Genomic DNA, 16,214 nt, shown 5'->3' with positions numbered 1-16,214 from the left:
CGCGCGGGTGCGAGATCACCCGCGATCGGATGCTGGCGAGGTCATGCCCGCACCTTCGGGCGGAGGTGCCCGAGTCCTCCATCGATGCCGAGCACCTGGCCCGTGATCCAGTCGTTCGCCGGGTCGAGGAGGAACTGCACGCCGCGCGCGACATCGTCGGGGTCGCCGAGACGGCCGAGCGCGTGCATCGACTCTGACACCTTGCGAGACCCTTCGCTCGCGGTGAGCGCAGACGTCAGCGGCGTGCGGGTCAGGCCCGGCGCGACCGCGTTGATGCGGAGCCCCTGCGAGGCATAGCTCGCCGCCGACGAGAGCATCAGCCCGATGACGCCGGCCTTCGCCGCCGCGATCGCATCGTGGTTCGGCAAGCCCGCCATCGCGGCCGCCGAGGAGACCAGCACGACCGCGCCGCCCGACCGCAGCTGCCGGCCGGCGGCCCGGACGGTCGCGAACGCGGTCGTCAACGACGCGGCGACGATGCCGTCGTACTGTGCGCGCGAGGTGAGGTGAGCGGGTTTGAGCAGCATGGATCCCGCGAAGCACGCCACACCGTCCAGCGGCCCGGCCTCGACGAAAGCCTGCTCGACGGCCTCGAAGTCGGTCGCGTCGAGCACGATGTCGGGATCGCCGTTCCCGGCCTCACGAGCCGTCGTCACCACCTCGTGGCCCGCCGAGCGCAAGAGCTCGCACGTCGCCGCGCCGATACCGCTGGATGCGGCGATGATCAGATATCGCGCCATGGAGTACCTCCCCCGTCATTGTCTCCTCACCCGGGCCGCCCGCGGCGTACCGGCGCGATCGCACCCATACCGATCGTCGGTGTAACAGTTGGCGGGCCGGCGGGTCGGACCGCCTAGCCTGGAGGGGCGCGAAAGGTGGTGCCGATGGACTGGCAGACGTCGGAAGACACGGTGCCGTCGGCACCGATCACGGAGGCCGACGCGCGCATGCTCCTGGGGCGTCCACCGACCACGGGCGCCTGGCGCGACGGCGACCCCGTCGGCGACCGGCGGTTCGCGAGCTTCACCGGCTTCCGCACGGAGGGCGGCGAGGAGCTGCCCTCGTGGCGGCTGTCGTACGAGACCTGGGGTGAACTCTCCCCCGCCCGCGACAACGCCGTGCTGGTGCTCCACGCCCTCACCGGGGACAGCCACCTGCGCGGCCCCGCCGGCCCGGGGCACCCCACGGCCGGCTGGTGGGAGGACCTCGTCGGCCCCGGTGCGCCCATCGACACCGACGAGTGGTTCGTGGTGGCGCCCAACATGCTCGGCGGCTGTCAGGGGTCGACGGGCCCGGCGAGCGTGGCACCTGACGGCTACGAGTGGGCGGCGCGCTTCCCGTACCTCACCATCCGCGACCAGGTGAGCGCGCAGGCCCGTCTCGCCGACGCGCTCGGCATCGACGTGTGGGCGGGCGTCATCGGCGGCTCGATGGGCGGCATGCACGCACTCGAGTGGGCGATCGGCCATCCTGCGCGCGTCGAGCGTGCGGCCATCCTGTCGGCGCCTCCGGTGACCACCGCCGACCAGATCGCGCTGAACTCGGTGCAGCTCGAGGCCATCCGCATCGACCCACGCTTCGCGGGCGGGGAGTACTACGACGCGGGCGACGGCGACGGCCCGCACCGCGGCCTCGCGCTCGCCCGCAGGATGGCGTTGCTGAACTACCGCAGTCCCACCGAGCTCAACCAGCGCTTCCAGCGTTCCTGGCAGTCGGGGGTCAGTCCGCTCGGTCGCGGGGGGCGGTTCGCGGTGGCGTCGTACCTCGACTTCCACGGCAACAAGTTCACGCGCCGCTTCGACGCGAACAGCTACCTGACACTCGTCGACGCGATGAACTCCCACGACGTCGGGCGCGACCGCGACGGCATCGAAGATGCCCTCAAGCGCGTGACCGCGACGACGCTCGTGCTCGGGATCGACAGCGACCGCCTGTTCCCCATCGACGGACAGCATCGCATCGCCCGCAGCATCCCGAACACTCTCGACGGGCGCGAAGCGGTGACGATCTCGAGCGACTTCGGCCACGACGGCTTCCTCATCGAGACCGACGAGGTCGGCCGCCACCTGCGGCGCCTGCTTGCCGTCTAGACCGCGACGGGCTCCGCGGCCCGCGACTTCTCGACGCGGAAGCTCCAGACCGCGACGAACAGACCGCCGATCGCGAGCGCCGTCCCCACCCACGCGGGCGCGGCGAACCCGAGGCCGAGCGCGATGACGACACCGCCGAGGAACGCGCCGAGACTGTTGCCGATGTTGAGCGCGGAGTGGTTGAGCGCCGCGGCGATCGACTGGTTGTCGCCCGCGACGTCCATGAGCCGCGTCTGGATGGCGGGGCTCAGCGCCGATCCCACGAAGCTGACCGCGAAGGCGAAGAGGGCGAGGGTCACGACCCACCCCGCCGTCAGGGCGAGCAGTGCCGAGGCGGCCGCCATCGCGAGGAGGCCGATCAGCAGCCATTTCTTCAGGTTCACGTCGGCGAGGTGCCCGCCGACGATGTTGCCGATCGTCATGCCGATGCCCACGATGACGAGCACGATCGACACCGCCCACTCGGGCGATCCGGCGAGTTCGGTGACCATGGGGGCGATGTAGCTGTACATCGCGAAGAATCCTCCGAAGCCGACGGCCCCGATGCCGAGTGCGAACCAGACCTGACCGACCCGGAACACTCTCAGTTCGTCGCGCAGTCGTCGCCCGGGATCGCCGGGGTGCTCGGGAACGAAGAGCACGATCGCGAGGGTCGCGAGGGCGAACACTCCGCCGACGACGAGGAACGCGAGCCGCCACCCGAAGTTCTGGCCGAGCAGGGTTCCCAACGGGACGCCGACCACGTTCGCGACCGTCAGACCGGTGAGGACGAACGCGACGCCCTTCGCGCGGTTGCCGGGACCGAGCACGTCGGCGGCGACGAGAGCTCCGATGCCGAAGTAGGCGCCGTGCGGGAGGCCGGCGAGAAGACGGGATGCGGCGACCAGCTCGTACGTCGGAGCGATCACCGTGAGCAGGTTGAACACCGTCAGCGCGAGCGCCAGCACGATCATCACACGATGCCGGGGGAAGCGCGCGACGGAGCCCGCGATCGTGGGGGCCCCGATGACGACGCCGAGGGCGTAGAGGGAGATGAGCCAGCCGGCTTGAGCGATCGCGTCGTCGGGGTTCGCGGCCCAGGCGGTGGGCAGCAATTCCGCCGCGACGTTCGGGAGCAGGCCCATCATCACGAACTCGGTCATGCCGATGCCGAAGCTGCCTATGGCGAGCGAGAGGAGCGCCCGCATCGCCGCCCCCCTCGAGAGGATCGAGGAGGTCATTCCTCGATGCTAGACCCGCCCGCGTCGGTATGACGAATCGATTCGATGGCGCTTTCGAGCCGCTCGATCTTTCCGTCGATCTCACCCGTGCGTCCGGGGCGGATGTCGGCTTTCAGCACGAGCGACACCCGCGAGCCGAAGGGCATCACGGCCTCGGTCGCGCGGCGCACGACATCGAACACCTCGTCCCACTCCCCCTCGATCTCGGTGAACATCGAGGTCGTGCGGTTCGGCAGGCCCGACGCGCGGACGACCTCGACCGCCGCGGCCACGGCGTCGTGCACCGAGCCGTCGGCGTTGCCTGATCCGGACGGGGCAACAGAGAAGGCGATGAGCATGGGGTCAGCCTTTCACGGCGGCGGGCCGCCGGGAGCGAACGGATGCCGCGTGGGGGCGCGTCCGCACCCGGGCGAGCCGGTAGACGGTCCACGCGAACAGCACCACGAGGAGCACGTTGCGGAGGTTCACCAGGAGGACGGCGCCGATCTGCGCGACGAGGAGTCCGTCGTAGGCGAGCGGATACACGCCCTGCGTGAGTCCCGCGATGGCCAGCATGAGGATCGCGGGCTTGGCCCAGTGGGCACGATCGATGACGAGCCCGACGATCACGGGCGTCACGAGCCACACGATGTACTGGGGCGACCCGACCTTGTTGAACACGATGAACCCGAGCACGAGACCGAGGGTGAGTGCGGGGAAGACCGCCGCGAAACTCGCGCCCCGCAAGGATTTCACCGCTCCGATCACGAACACCGAGCCCATCGCCAGCAGCATGAGCGGAGTCATGGCGGCGATGACGGCGTCGACGTTCGGGCCCGTCACCTGGAAGGTGAGGATGTTGGGCTCGTAGTAGACGCTCGCGCCCTCGACGCCGAGCGAAGCCAGGAGCATGTAGAAGCCGCTCACCGGAGCCTCGATCTGCAAGCCCCGATTGGTCTGCTCCGTCACGAACGCGAACGCGTACGACCCGCCCCCGGCGAGGAACACGATCGCCAGAGTGACGGCCGAGACGACGAGAGCCCCGCCGACCACGGTGAAGCGCCGTCGCAGCGTCACGACGGCCGCGGCGAGCACGGCGGCCGGCCACACCTTGATCCACGTCGCCACGGCGAGCAGGATCGCGCCCAACCAGGGGCGACCGACGAGCCACAGCGAACCGGCGATGGCCAGCGGCACGGTCACCCCGTCGAGACGGTACATCCCGACCGGACCGAGGAGGAGGATCGCCGCGAGCCAGAACCACGCACCGGTGACACGGCCGCGCGAGCGCGCCGTGCCCACCAGCATCCGGAACACGACCGCATCGATGAGCGTGACGAAGACCGCCCACCCGGCGGTGTACGTGAGGAAGCCGAAAGCCCAGGCGAGCACGAGAGGAACGAGGGCCAGCTGCGGGTAGACCCACGGCTCGGTGATGCCGACGATGCCTTCGCCGGTCAGCGCCCGTGCCGACCAGGGTTCGTAGACGAGGTAGACATCGCCCATCGGCCCACTGGGCAGGATGTACCCGGCGACGGCGACGGCGACGTGGACCAGCACGAAGGCGACCCACAACACACCCCGCCTCGACACGGCGTCCATCCTAAGCGCGACGACCGGAGCGCCCGCATCGTGCGACGCGGGACGACTCTTCAGCTCATGCGGTGCGCGAGCACCGCGGCGACGGTTCCGGGGAGCTCCTCGGTGATGTCGAGGGCGGTGATCGGCCCTCCGGCCTCTCCGTACCGGTCGGCGGCCGCCGTCGCCGCCCGGCCGTGCAGCCACGCACCCGTGGCGGCGAGCGCGCCCAGGCTCTCCGCGTCGGTCACCGGCTCGACCGAGGCGGCTGCCACGACCGCGCCGATGATCCCGCCGAGCACGTCGCCCGTGCCGGCGGTCGCGAGCCACGGCGTGCCGGACGTCACGCGCGCCACCCATCCGCCGGGCGTGGCGACGATCGTGCGCGCACCCTTCAACAGCACCGTGGCACCGAGTGCGCGGGCCGTCTCGAGCGCCCCTCGCTGCCGCTCGGCATCGTCGGCGTCGCCCCCGACCGGCGCGAGTCCGATGCTCTCGCGAAGGCGGTCGTGCTCGCGCCCGTGCGGGGTCACGATGCGCGGCGCGGACCCGACGCCCGCGAGATCGAGAGCGCCCGCGTCGACGATGACCGGGGGGCCGGAGTCGAGGATGCGGCGCAGCGCCGCGTCTTCCGACGCCGGCCGGTCGGCAGCATCCGTCCCCGACCCGATGAGCCAGGCCTGCACCCGGCCGTCGGCGGTGACCGTCTCGGGGCGACGGGCGAGGATGAGGTCCTGCGCGCGCTCGGGGCCCAGATAGCGCACCATGCCGAGGCCCGTACGCCACGCGGCTTCGACGCCGAGCACGGCGGCACCCGGGTAGCGGGTCGAGCCGGTTCGAACCCCGAGCACCCCGCGGGAATACTTGTCGTCAGACGCCGTTGGCACCCGCAGGACACGCGACGCGCGCTCCACGGTCCACTCGCCGACCGTGGGATCGATCGCGGCTTCGAGCCCCTCACCAGACATGGCCCACACCCTACGCGCCGGAGGCACCATGAGCATCCTCTTCTCCCCCCTCACGATCGGTGCGACGACGTTCCGCAACCGGCTGTGGGTGGCCCCCATGTGCCAGTACAGCGCCACCGACGGCATGCCCGGCGAATGGCACCACGTGCACCTCGCCCAGTTCGCCTCCGGCGGTGCGGGCCTGGTCGTCTCCGAAGCGGCCGCGGTCTCGCCGGAGGGACGCATCTCGCCCGAGGACGTCGGCATCTGGAACGACGCGCAGCAGGCCGCCTGGGCCCCGATCGTCGCCGCGATCCGCTCCCGCGGCGCCGTCGCCGGCATCCAGCTCGCCCACGCCGGGCGCAAGGCCTCGACGTGGTCGCCGTTCGCCGGCGAGCGCGGAACCGTGCCGTCCGACCGGGGCGGCTGGCAGAGCGTCGCGCCGTCGGCCGTCGCCTTCGAGGGGTACGCGGCGCCCGCGGAACTCGATCACACGGGTATCGATCACGTCGTGGCGAACTTCGCCTCCGCCGCCCGCCGCGCGGTGGCCGCCGGCTTCGAGGTGCTCGAGATCCACGCCGCCCACGGATACCTGCTCCACCAGTTCCTCTCGCCGCTGTCGAACCTGCGCACCGACGAGTACGGCGGATCGTTCGAGAACCGCACGAGGCTGCTGCGCCGGGTGGTCACCGCGGTGAAGGATGCCGCGCCCGCGGCGGTCGTCGCCGTGCGGTTCTCCGCGACCGACTGGGCGGAGGGCGGCTGGGACGTCGAGGACACCGTGCGCGCAGCCGCGGTCGCAGAAGACCTCGGCGCAGAGCTCATCGACGTCTCCAGCGGCGGGCTCGTCGCCCACCAGCAGATCACCACCGGACCGGGCTACCAGGTCGCCTTCGCCGCGGCCGTCCGCGCGCGGGTCGCCATCGCGGTGAACGCCGTCGGCATGATCGACACGGGCGCGCTCGCCGAGGAGGTGCTCGCCCGCGGCGACGCCGACGCGATCATGTCGGCGCGCGAGTGGCTCCGCGACCCGCACTTCGCCCTCCGCGCCGCCGGCGAGCTGGGCGCCGATGTCACGTGGCCCCCGCAGTACGAGCGGGCCCGCCGCCGCTGACGCCCCGCAGCATCCGCCACCGCTCCCGCGGCGTTCTCCCTCGCAGGAAACGTCCTCCCTCGCAGGAATGTGACGCATTCCGGCGACTGACCCCACGAATTCGCAGGGTCAGTCGCCGGAAGGTGTGGCGATCACGCGAATCGCGCCACCGCGCGTCGCCTCAGCGTCGACGCGCGGTGGCGTCCTGCACCTCGCCGACGAGCTCTTCGATGATGTCTTCCAGGAACAGCACCGCCGTCGTCTCGCCCGATTCGTTGCGCACCTGAGCGAGGTGGCGGCCCGCGCGCCGCATGAGCGCGAGGGCGTCTTCGAGGTCGGTCGACTCCATCACCGGAACCATGTGGTGGATCCGCTTCGACGGCAGCGGACGGGCGACGTCGGTCACCGCTCCCTCCACCTCCGCGGCGCGCAGCACGTCTTTCAGGTGCACGTAGCCGACCGGCATGTTCTCGGCATCCACGATCACGTAGCGCGAGTACCCGTGCTTGGCGACGGCCCGCTCGATCTCGTCGGGCGTGGTCGTCTCGGGGAGGGTCACCAGGTCGGCCAGCGGCACCGCCACGTCGCGACTCTTCTTGTCGGTGAACTCCACGACCGCCGCCACCGTGCCGGCCAGGTCGTCGAGCACGCCCTCTCGGCGCGACTGGTTCACGATCGTCGCGACCTCATCGAGGGTGAAGGTGGATGCTGCCTCGTCCTTGGGCTCGACACGGAACAGGCGCAGCACGTGGTTGGCGATCCAGTTCAGCGTGACGATGATCGGGCGGAAGACCTTCGACACCGCCACCAGCGGCGGCGCCAGCATCAACACGGCCCGGTCGGGCAACGAGAACGCCAGGTTCTTCGGCACCATCTCACCGAACACGACGTGCAGATACGACACGATCAGCAGGGCGACGACGAACGCGGTCACGTCAACGGCGACCTCGCCCATGCCGGTCAGACCCAGAGGTTCGGCCAGCAGGTGGTGGATGGCCGGCTCCGACACGTTCAGGATCAGCAGCGAGCAGATCGTGATGCCCAGCTGGCAGGTCGCGAGCATGAGAGTAGCGTGCTCCATCGCCCACAGCGCGGTCTTGGCGGCGCGCGATCCGCGCTCCGCCAGCGGTTCGATCTGCGAGCGACGGGCCGAGATGACGGCGAATTCGGCACCGACGAAGAAGGCGTTGGCGACCAGAAGCACGACGAGCCAGGCGATTCCTGCCCAATCGTTCATCGTTGGTCACCCCCTTTCGCGGCGCGCACGAGGTCGCCGACGTTCTCCTCCACGGGCTTCGGGGTGAACGCCACGCGGTCGATGCGGCGGCCGTCCATCCGGATGACGGTGAGAGTGCCGTCCTCGACGGGCACGCTGTCGCCGACGACCGGGATGCGTTCGAGCTCGGCCATCATGAACCCACCCACGGTGTCGTAGACGTCACCCTCGGGAACGCGGACGCCCGCGCGGTCGAGCACCTCGTCGGGTCTCAGGTCGCCCGGAATGTTGATCGACCCCCCGGTGCGCACCACGCCGGCGCGCGAGCGGTCGTGCTCGTCGAGCACCTCGCCCACGATCTCCTCGACGAGGTCTTCGAGGGTGACGACGCCGGCGGTGCCGCCGTACTCGTCGACGACGACGGCCATCTGATACCCCCGGGCACGCAGCTCGGCCACGAGTGCGTCGAGGTGCACGGTCTCGGGAACGCGCAGCGGCTCGGTCGCCAGTGCCGCGGCGGGAACGTCGGCCCGGCGGTCGCGCGGAACGCCGATCGCGGCCTTCAGGTGCACAATGCCGACGATGTCGTCCATCGAGTCCTGGTAGACGGGGAACCGACTGTGCCCGGTGCGTCGGGCCAGCTGCACCACGTCGTCGGCGGAGTCGTCCGCCGACAGGGCGTGCACGCTCGGACGCGGCGTCATCACGTCGGCGGCGCTCAGCCGCGCGAACGTCAGGCTCCGGTCGAGCAGCGACGCGGTGTCTTCCTCGAGCATCCCCGCGCTCGCCGAGCGGCGTACGAGGCTCGAGAGCTCCTCGGCCGTGCGGGCGCCCGAGAGCTCCTCCTTCGGCTCCACGCCCATCGCCCGGAGGATGCCGTTCGCGCTGCCGTTGAGCACCGCGATCGCGGGACGGAAGACGGCGGTGAACGCGACCTGGAAGGGGATGACGAGCTTCGCCGTCTGCCGCGGGATCGCGAGGGCGAAGTTCTTCGGCACGAGCTCGCCCAGGATCATCGACAGGACGGTCGCGACCGACACGCCGAGGATCGCCGAGAACGGCGTGACGAATCCGTCGGGCCATCCCCACGAGGAGAAGATCGGGCGCACCAGACTTGAGATGGCCGGCTCCATCGTGTAACCGGTCAGCAGCGTCGTCAGCGTGATACCCAGCTGCGCGCTCGAGAGGTGGGTCGAGGTGATGCGCAGAGCCGCGATCGTCAACGACAGTCGCGACTCACCCGCATCCTGTCGCTTCTCGAGATCGGCGCGATCCAGATTGACCAGCGCGAACTCGCTCGCAACGAACAGACCCGTTCCGACCGTGAGCACAAGCCCCACGCCCAGCATGACGAATTCCATCACGCACCACCTCCGCTCGGGGCGGAGAGAGGACAGTGGGGCAAGGATCTACAACTGGGAGGGTCGTCCATCGTCCCGCCATTCTATCCCGAGCATTCCTGGCCCGGAGGGTCTTCTCGGGATCTGTCCCTTGCCGGAATGTGGCTCGTTCCGGCGAGTGATACCGCAGGTTCGCACCGTCATTCGCCGGACAATGGCGCAGTCGTATGCGAAGACCCACCGCGTGCTCTCCTCCACAGGCGTCGGCGCGGCGCCGTCTGTCCGCACCCCCGCTGTATCTGACGGGCGGATGCTGCGGCTGCACCACGCTCGACGGATGACATGGATGGACCACCCGCCCATCTCCGCCGTCTTCCGGCGGCGCGAACATGCGGAGGTGAACGAGCGCCGACTCCGCCGCATCGTGGACAGCGGCGAAGCCGTGCGGATCGCCCCCGGCTCGTACGCATGGAGGGATGCGTGGGACGCGGCCGACCCACTGCGAAAGCACGCGCAGCGGGTCTGGGAAGCCGCCGCACGCCTCCAGCCCGGCGCAGTATTCGTCCGTCACGCCGCAGCTGCGCTCTGGTCGATAGACACCCTCGGCCCGTGGCCCGGCCGCGTCGACGTCGCCGTCGACGACTCCGGCGGTGGCCGATCGACCGGTCTCATCGTGCGGCATTCACGGCGCGTTCCGGTGGACGGCATCGTTGCGTGGGGCGACCACTTCGTGACGACGCCCGCTCAGACGGTCGTCGACATCGCGGCCTCCCACCCGTTCACGATCGGGGTCGCCGCGGCAGACCAGGCACTCTGGGAACGCCGGATCGGCGGCGCACTCCTGAGCGCCGACGAGCTGGGGGATGCCGTTCACGCGTTCATCGGGCGCGGCAACGTGCGTGTCGATCGCGTCGCGCGGTTCGCCGATGCGCGGGCGGCGAACGTGCGGGAATCGCAGAGCCGGGTCTTGATCCACACCCTGGGGTTCCCCGCCCCCGAGCTGCAGCAGCGATTCGACCTACCCGGCGGAGGAGTCGCCTACTCCGACTTCTGGTGGCCGAAGTGGCGCGTGATCGGCGAGCTCGACGGCCTCACGAAGTACCTCGACGAACGGATGCGGGCGGGCCGCTCGCCCTCGCAGGTGCTCTCCGACGAGAAGGACCGTGAGGACGAGCTGCGACGGCTCGTCCATCGCGTGGCGAGGTGGCGCGTCAGCGCCCTCGACTCCCCCCGCGCCCTCTGGGACATTCTCACCGCCGCGGGCCTTCCCACCTCGATGCGTCGCCCCGGCTATTAGGGCGACTGCGACAGCATCCTGCTTCTGACGCTACGAATCGCTGGCGTCAGTTGCAGGAATGCGCCACAATCCGGCACATACCGATGCGGGGGTGCACCCGGCAGCGGCAGGGGCAGCGGTGGGGGTCACCAGGAGACGGGGAGCGCCTTGCCCTCCTCGTAGCCGGCGGCCGACTGCAGGCCGACGCGGGCCCGGTCGCGGAACTCGGCCACGGTGGCCGCGCCGGCGTAGGTGAACGACGAGCGCACGCCCGAGGTGATCATGTCGAGCAGGTCTTCCAGGCCCGGACGAAGCGGGTCGAGGTAGATGCGCGACGACGAGATGCCCTCGGCGAACAGCTCCTTTCGCGCCAGCTCGTACGGGTCGAGGCGCCCGAACCGCTCATGGACGGCCTTGGTCGAGGCCATGCCCCAGGACTCCTTGTAGATGCGCCCGTCGGCGTCGGTCAGCAGCTCGCCGGGCGCCTCGATGGTGCCCGCGAACCACGAGCCGATCATGACGGATGCGGCGCCCGCCGCGAGTGCGAGGGCGACGTCGCGCGGGTAGCGCACTCCCCCGTCGGCCCAGACGTGCGCGCCGCGCGCGCGAGCGGCCTCGGCGGTCTCGAGCACGGCCGAGAACTGCGGACGCCCGACGGCCGTCATCATGCGCGTGGTGCACATCGCCCCCGGCCCGACCCCGACCTTGAGGACCGTCGCACCGGCGTCGACCAGGTCGTCCACGCCGTCGGCGGTGACGATGTTCCCCGCGACGATCGGCAGTCCGAGCCCGAGCGACGCCACCTCGCGCAGGGCGCGCAGCATCCCGTCCTGGTGCCCGTGTGCGGTGTCGAGCACGAGCACGTCGACGCCGGCCGCGGCGAGAGCGCGCGCCTTGGCCGCGGCGTCGCCGTTGATGCCCACCGCGGCGGCGACGATCAGACGCCCGGAGGCGTCGACGGCCGGGGCGTAGAGCGTGGAGCGGAGGGCGCTGCGCCGCGACAGCGTGCCGACGAGATATCCGTGCTCGAGCACGCAGACCGTATCGGCGTCGGCGGCCACGATGAGGTCGAAGGCGTGCCGCGCGGTCTCCACGTCGTGGGCGTCGATCGCCGGCGGGCGTCCCCGCACGAGGTCGCCCAATCGCGCGTCGGGCAGGGCCGTGCCCAGCCGGGTGGCAGAGACCGTGCCCACCACATCGTCGATGTGCACCCGCTCGGCGTTCTCGGCCACGACGATTCCGTGCCCCTGCGTCGGCGGCAGGAGGCGCGCGGCGTCGGCGACCGTCGCATCGGGCGGGAGGACGAGGGCGCTGTCCCACCGCACCGGCTGGGCCTTCACCCATCGGATGGCGGCGTCGAGATCCTGCAGCGGAAGATCCTGCGGCAGCACTCCGAGCCCGCCCCTGCGGGCGAGGGTGGCGGCGAGTCGTCGACCGGTGACGGAGTTCATGTTCGCCGAGACCAGCGGGATGCGCGCGCCGGATCCGTCACCGGGCGAGAGGTCGACGTCGAGCCGGCTCGTGACCGCCGAACGGCGCGGAACGAGAAACACGTCGGAATAGGTCAGATCGACCTCGGGCCGCTCTCCGTAGAACTCCATGCCCCCTACGCTACGCGCGGGTCGGCCGCCGCGTGTTGCGCCCCGCCCCGAGGAGACCCCTCTGTCAACTGGGCTACGCTTGTGGGGCGGCGTGCAACAGGCAGCATCGACGCGCCGCCTCCATCTTCATCGAGGAAAGCAGGCGATCGACCGTGTCGAGCCAGGTGACGGGCGTCGGTACTTCGAACGAGGGCGAATTCGGCGCCAATGAATGGCTTGTCGACGAGCTCTACGAACAGTTCAAGTCCGACCGGAATTCCGTAGACAAGGCCTGGTGGCCGGTTCTCGAGGCCTACCACCCTGTCGTCGACGAGGCGAACCCGACGGGAGCAGCTCCCTCCGAGCCGAAGCCCGTGACGGCTCCGATCCCGGTGATCGGCGCCCCGCCGGTCGCACGCACGACGGCCAAGCCCGCCAAGCCGCAGCCCATCCCCGCGCAGGCGCCGAAGGCAGCGCCCGTCGAGGCGAAGCCCGAGGTCGAGCCGGAGGCCGACAAGGTCACCCCGCTCCGGGGTATGCCGAAGACCCTCGCCGCCAACATGGACGAGTCGCTGACCGTTCCGACGGCGACCAGCGTGCGAACCGTGCCCGCGAAGCTGATGATCGACAACCGCATCGTCATCAACAACCACATGGCGCGCACGCGCGGCGGCAAGGTCAGCTTCACGCACCTCATCGGGTGGGCGCTCGTCCAGGCGCTCAAGGAGTTCCCGAGCCAGAACGTGTTCTACGCGGAGGTCGACGGCAAGCCCTCGGTCGTCGCACCGGCCCACGTCAACCTCGGCATCGCGATCGACCTCCCCAAGCCCGACGGCACGCGTGCGCTGCTCGTCCCGAGCATCAAGCGCGCCGACACGCTGACGTTCGACGAGTTCCTCTCCTCCTACGAAGACCTCGTCAAGCGGGCGCGCAACAACAAGCTCACCGCGGCCGACTTCCAGGGCACGACCCTCTCGCTGACCAACCCCGGCGGTATCGGCACCGTGCACTCGGTGCCGCGCCTCATGAAGGGGCAGGGATGCATCATCGGCGCCGGCGCCCTCGAGTACCCCGCCGAGTTCCAGGGTTCGAGCGACACGATCCTGAACGAGCTCGCCGTCGGCAAGACGATCACCCTCACCAGCACCTACGACCACCGGGTCATCCAGGGCGCAGGGTCCGGCGAGTTCCTCAAGCGCGTGCACGAGCTGCTCACGGGTGAGCGCGGCTTCTACGACGACCTGTTCGCGGCGCTGCGCATTCCGTACTCCCCCATCCGCTGGGGCAAGGACATCCACGTCGACCTGTCCGAGCGCATCGACAAGGCAGCCCGGGTCCACGAACTCATCAACGCGTTCCGCGTACGCGGCCACCTCATGGCCGACATCGACCCGCTCGAGTACGTGCAGCGCACCCACCCCGACCTCGAGATCGAGTCGCACGGTCTGACCTTCTGGGACCTCGATCGCGAATTCGTCACCGCCGGCTTCGGCGGCAAGCGAGTGATGAAGCTGCGCGACGTGCTCGGCGTGCTCCGCGACTCCTACTGCCGCACCATCGGCCTGGAGTACATGCACATCCAGGATCCCGTGCAGCGCAAGTGGTTCCAGAACAACGTCGAGGTCAAGTACACCAAGCCCGGCCACGACGAGCAGCTGCGCATCCTGTCGAAGCTCAACGAGGCGGAGGCGTTCGAGACGTTCCTGCAGACGAAGTTCGTCGGACAGAAGCGCTTCAGCCTCGAGGGCGGCGAGTCGCTCATCCCCCTCCTCGACGAGATCCTGCGGGGCGCAGCATCCGCCGGTCTCGACGGGGCAGCCATCGGCATGGCCCACCGCGGTCGCCTCAACGTGCTGACCAACATCGCGGGCAAGACCTACGGTCAGGTCTTCCGCGAGTTCGAGGGATCGGTCGCTCTCGGAAACGAGCGCGGCTCGGGAGACGTGAAGTACCACCTCGGCACCGAGGGCACCTTCGCGACGGAGACGGGCACGGAGCTGCCGGTCTACCTCGCGGCCAACCCGTCTCACCTCGAAACCGTCGACGGCGTGCTCGAGGGCATCGTCCGCGCCAAGCAGGACCGCAAGCCGATCGGGAGCTTCTCGTGGCTTCCCGTCCTGGTGCACGGCGACGCGGCGTTCGCCGGACAGGGCGTCGTCGTCGAGACGCTGCAGATGTCGCTGTTGCGCGGATTCCGCACCGGCGGAACGATCCACGTCGTGGTCAACAACCAGGTCGGCTTCACCACGCAGCCCTCCGACGCACGATCGTCGGTCTACGCCACCGATGTGGCGAAGACCATCCAGGCGCCGATCTTCCACGTGAACGGCGATGACCCCGAGGCCGTCGTCCGCGTCGCGCAGCTCGCGTTCATGTACCGCGAAGAATTCCACCGCGACGTCGTCATCGACCTCGTCTGCTACCGCCGCCGCGGGCACAACGAGGGCGACGACCCCTCGATGACCCAGCCCCTGATGACGAACCTCATCGAGGCGAAGCGGTCGGTGCGTCGCCTCTACACCGAGTCGCTCATCGGTCGCGGTGACATCACGCAGGAGGAGTACGAGCAGGCCAAGGCCGACTTCCAGGGTCGGCTCGAGGTCGCCTTCGCCGAGACGCATGCCGCCGAGACCGGTGCGCTGCCCATCGCCGACCCGGATGCTTCGGACGAACCCGTCGCGGGCGAGCCCGAGACGACCGGTGTGTCGATCGAGGTCGTCCAGTCGATCGGTGACGCCTTCGTCAACAAGCCCGAGGGCTTCACCGTCCACACGAAGCTGCAGCAGCTGCTCGACAAGCGCCTCGAGATGAGCCGCAGCGGCAACATCGACTGGGGCTTCGGCGAACTGCTGGCCTTCGGCTCGCTGCTCCTGGAGGGCACGTCCGTGCGCCTCGAGGGTCAGGACTCCCGCCGCGGCACCTTCGTGCAGCGTCACTCCGTCCTCCACGACCGCGCCAACGGGCAGGAGTGGATCCCGCTGTCGAACCTCAGCCAAAACCAGGGACGGTTCTGGGTCTACGACTCGCTGCTGAGCGAGTACGCGGCCATGGCGTTCGAGTACGGCTACTCCGTGGAACGGGCCGATGCGCTCGTGCTCTGGGAGGCGCAGTTCGGCGACTTCGGCAACGGTGCGCAGTCGGTCATCGACGAGTTCATCTCGTCGGCCGACCAGAAGTGGGGCCAGCAGTCGAGCGTCGTGCTGCTGCTCCCCCACGGCTACGAAGGCCAGGGGCCCGATCACTCGTCGGCGCGCATCGAGCGCTATCTGCAGCTGTGCGCGCAGGACAACATGACCGTCGCGCGTCCGTCGACCCCGGCGTCGTACTTCCACCTGCTGCGTCGCCAGGCGTACCAGCGGCCGCGTCGTCCGCTCGTGGTGTTCACGCCGAAGGCCATGCTTCGTCTGCGCGGGGCGACGAGCCCGGTGGAGAACTTCACCACTGGCAGGTTCGAGCCCGTGCTCGACGACGATCGCGGCATCGACGCCTCGAAGGTGACCCGTGTCCTGCTACACGCGGGCAAGATCCATTGGGACCTCCGCGGCGAGCTCGAGAAGAACCCGCGCCCGGAGATCGCCCTGGTGCGCCTCGAGCAGTTCTACCCGTCACCGATCGCCGAGCTCAACACGGTGCTCGACCGCTACCCGAACGCCGAACTGGTGTGGGTGCAGGACGAGCCCGAGAACCAGGGCGCCTGGCCGTTCATCGCTCTCGAGCTGGTGAAGCACCTGCACGGTCGCACGATCCGCCGGATCTCGCGTTCCGCGGCCGCTTCTCCCGCGACCGGTTCGCCCAAGGTGCACGCTCGCGAGTCCGCGGCCATCCTCGCGGAGGCCGTCGCCCCGTAAGCGCACCACGAAGAAGGCCCCGCACGGTTCGCCGTGCGGGGCCTTCT

At 70.0% G+C, this 16,214-nt stretch carries 12 protein-coding genes; 4 read left to right on the top strand and 8 right to left on the bottom strand.

Annotated features, from left to right (window positions below):
* Nucleotides 1-41: 41 nt before the first annotated feature.
* On the bottom strand, nt 42-740 hold the full coding sequence (locus DEA06_RS00955) for an SDR family oxidoreductase (protein ID WP_116646099.1): 699 nt from the start codon (nt 738-740) through the stop codon (nt 42-44).
* Between the two features lie 144 nt (nt 741-884).
* Here DEA06_RS00955 and DEA06_RS00950 point away from each other — a divergent pair, with 144 nt between their 5' ends.
* A complete protein-coding gene (locus DEA06_RS00950) occupies nt 885-2,090 on the top strand; it encodes a homoserine O-acetyltransferase (protein ID WP_116646098.1) in 1,206 nt (401 codons plus the stop codon).
* Here the strand turns inward: DEA06_RS00950 and DEA06_RS00945 are convergent.
* From DEA06_RS00945 to DEA06_RS00930, 4 genes are read right to left on the bottom strand one after another with little or no spacing between them, the layout of a single operon-like run.
* A complete protein-coding gene (locus DEA06_RS00945; RefSeq protein ID WP_205781208.1) occupies nt 2,087-3,277 on the bottom strand; it encodes an MFS transporter in 1,191 nt (396 codons plus the stop codon). The genes DEA06_RS00950 and DEA06_RS00945 overlap by 4 nt on opposite strands.
* Before the next feature lie 29 nt (nt 3,278-3,306).
* Nucleotides 3,307-3,648, bottom strand: coding sequence for a thiamine-binding protein (locus tag DEA06_RS00940; protein ID WP_116646096.1), 342 nt, complete (start codon nt 3,646-3,648; stop codon nt 3,307-3,309).
* A gap of 4 nt (nt 3,649-3,652) precedes the next feature.
* Complete coding sequence (locus DEA06_RS00935; protein WP_165817894.1) at nt 3,653-4,882, bottom strand: DUF2029 domain-containing protein; 1,230 nt, start codon at nt 4,880-4,882, stop codon at nt 3,653-3,655.
* Nucleotides 4,883-4,941: 59 nt separating this feature from the next.
* Nucleotides 4,942-5,835, bottom strand: a complete 894-nt coding sequence (locus tag DEA06_RS00930; RefSeq protein WP_116646094.1) for an ADP/ATP-dependent (S)-NAD(P)H-hydrate dehydratase — start codon at nt 5,833-5,835, stop codon at nt 4,942-4,944.
* A gap of 28 nt (nt 5,836-5,863) precedes the next feature.
* On the opposite strand from DEA06_RS00930, the gene DEA06_RS00925 reads away from it, so the two are divergent.
* Complete coding sequence (locus DEA06_RS00925; protein ID WP_116646759.1) at nt 5,864-6,928, top strand: NADH:flavin oxidoreductase/NADH oxidase; 1,065 nt, start codon at nt 5,864-5,866, stop codon at nt 6,926-6,928.
* 160 nt (nt 6,929-7,088) lie between these two features.
* Here the strand turns inward: DEA06_RS00925 and DEA06_RS00920 are convergent, their stop codons facing one another.
* Both DEA06_RS00920 and DEA06_RS00915 read right to left on the bottom strand, forming a co-directional pair.
* Entirely contained in the window at nt 7,089-8,144 is a 1,056-nt protein-coding gene (locus tag DEA06_RS00920) for a hemolysin family protein (RefSeq protein ID WP_116646093.1), read from the bottom strand.
* Entirely contained in the window at nt 8,141-9,484 is a 1,344-nt protein-coding gene (locus DEA06_RS00915) for a hemolysin family protein (RefSeq protein WP_116646092.1), read from the bottom strand. The genes DEA06_RS00920 and DEA06_RS00915 overlap by 4 nt, the downstream gene beginning before the upstream one ends.
* A 325-nt stretch (nt 9,485-9,809) precedes the next feature.
* On the opposite strand from DEA06_RS00915, the gene DEA06_RS00910 reads away from it, so the two are divergent.
* Nucleotides 9,810-10,760: a hypothetical protein gene (locus DEA06_RS00910; RefSeq protein ID WP_116646091.1), complete on the top strand. Its 951-nt coding sequence runs from the start codon at nt 9,810-9,812 to the stop codon at nt 10,758-10,760.
* 125 nt (nt 10,761-10,885) lie between these two features.
* Here DEA06_RS00910 and DEA06_RS00905 read toward each other — a convergent pair whose 3' ends face one another.
* Nucleotides 10,886-12,340 (bottom strand): GuaB1 family IMP dehydrogenase-related protein, encoded by a 1,455-nt coding sequence (locus DEA06_RS00905; RefSeq protein WP_116646090.1) that lies wholly within the window; start codon nt 12,338-12,340, stop codon nt 10,886-10,888.
* Nucleotides 12,341-12,492: 152 nt separating this feature from the next.
* Between DEA06_RS00905 and DEA06_RS00900 the strand changes: the two genes are divergently transcribed.
* On the top strand, nt 12,493-16,167 hold the full coding sequence (locus DEA06_RS00900) for a multifunctional oxoglutarate decarboxylase/oxoglutarate dehydrogenase thiamine pyrophosphate-binding subunit/dihydrolipoyllysine-residue succinyltransferase subunit (protein ID WP_116646089.1): 3,675 nt from the start codon (nt 12,493-12,495) through the stop codon (nt 16,165-16,167).
* Nucleotides 16,168-16,214: the final 47 nt, after the last annotated feature.

It is taken from the genome of Microbacterium sp. Gd 4-13, from assembly GCF_003095395.1.
Taxonomy (GTDB): Bacteria; Actinomycetota; Actinomycetes; order Actinomycetales; family Microbacteriaceae; genus Microbacterium.
This window is presented reverse-complemented; position numbering and strand designations above follow the sequence as displayed.

Bases quoted from the DNA above. Each gene is read 5' to 3' on its own strand.
- DEA06_RS00955 (WP_116646099.1), bottom strand. From the start codon at position 740: ATGGCGCGATATCTGATCATCGCCGCATCCAGCGGTATCGGCGCGGCG.
- DEA06_RS00950 (WP_116646098.1), top strand. From the start codon at position 885: ATGGACTGGCAGACGTCGGAAGACACGGTGCCGTCGGCACCGATCACG.
- DEA06_RS00945 (WP_205781208.1), bottom strand. From the start codon at position 3,277: ATGCGGGCGCTCCTCTCGCTCGCCATAGGCAGCTTCGGCATCGGCATG.
- DEA06_RS00940 (WP_116646096.1), bottom strand. From the start codon at position 3,648: ATGCTCATCGCCTTCTCTGTTGCCCCGTCCGGATCAGGCAACGCCGAC.
- DEA06_RS00930 (WP_116646094.1), bottom strand. From the start codon at position 5,835: ATGTCTGGTGAGGGGCTCGAAGCCGCGATCGATCCCACGGTCGGCGAG.
- DEA06_RS00925 (WP_116646759.1), top strand. From the start codon at position 5,864: ATGAGCATCCTCTTCTCCCCCCTCACGATCGGTGCGACGACGTTCCGC.
- DEA06_RS00920 (WP_116646093.1), bottom strand. From the start codon at position 8,144: ATGAACGATTGGGCAGGAATCGCCTGGCTCGTCGTGCTTCTGGTCGCC.
- DEA06_RS00915 (WP_116646092.1), bottom strand. From the start codon at position 9,484: ATGGAATTCGTCATGCTGGGCGTGGGGCTTGTGCTCACGGTCGGAACG.
- DEA06_RS00910 (WP_116646091.1), top strand. From the start codon at position 9,810: ATGGACCACCCGCCCATCTCCGCCGTCTTCCGGCGGCGCGAACATGCG.
- DEA06_RS00905 (WP_116646090.1), bottom strand. From the start codon at position 12,340: ATGGAGTTCTACGGAGAGCGGCCCGAGGTCGATCTGACCTATTCCGAC.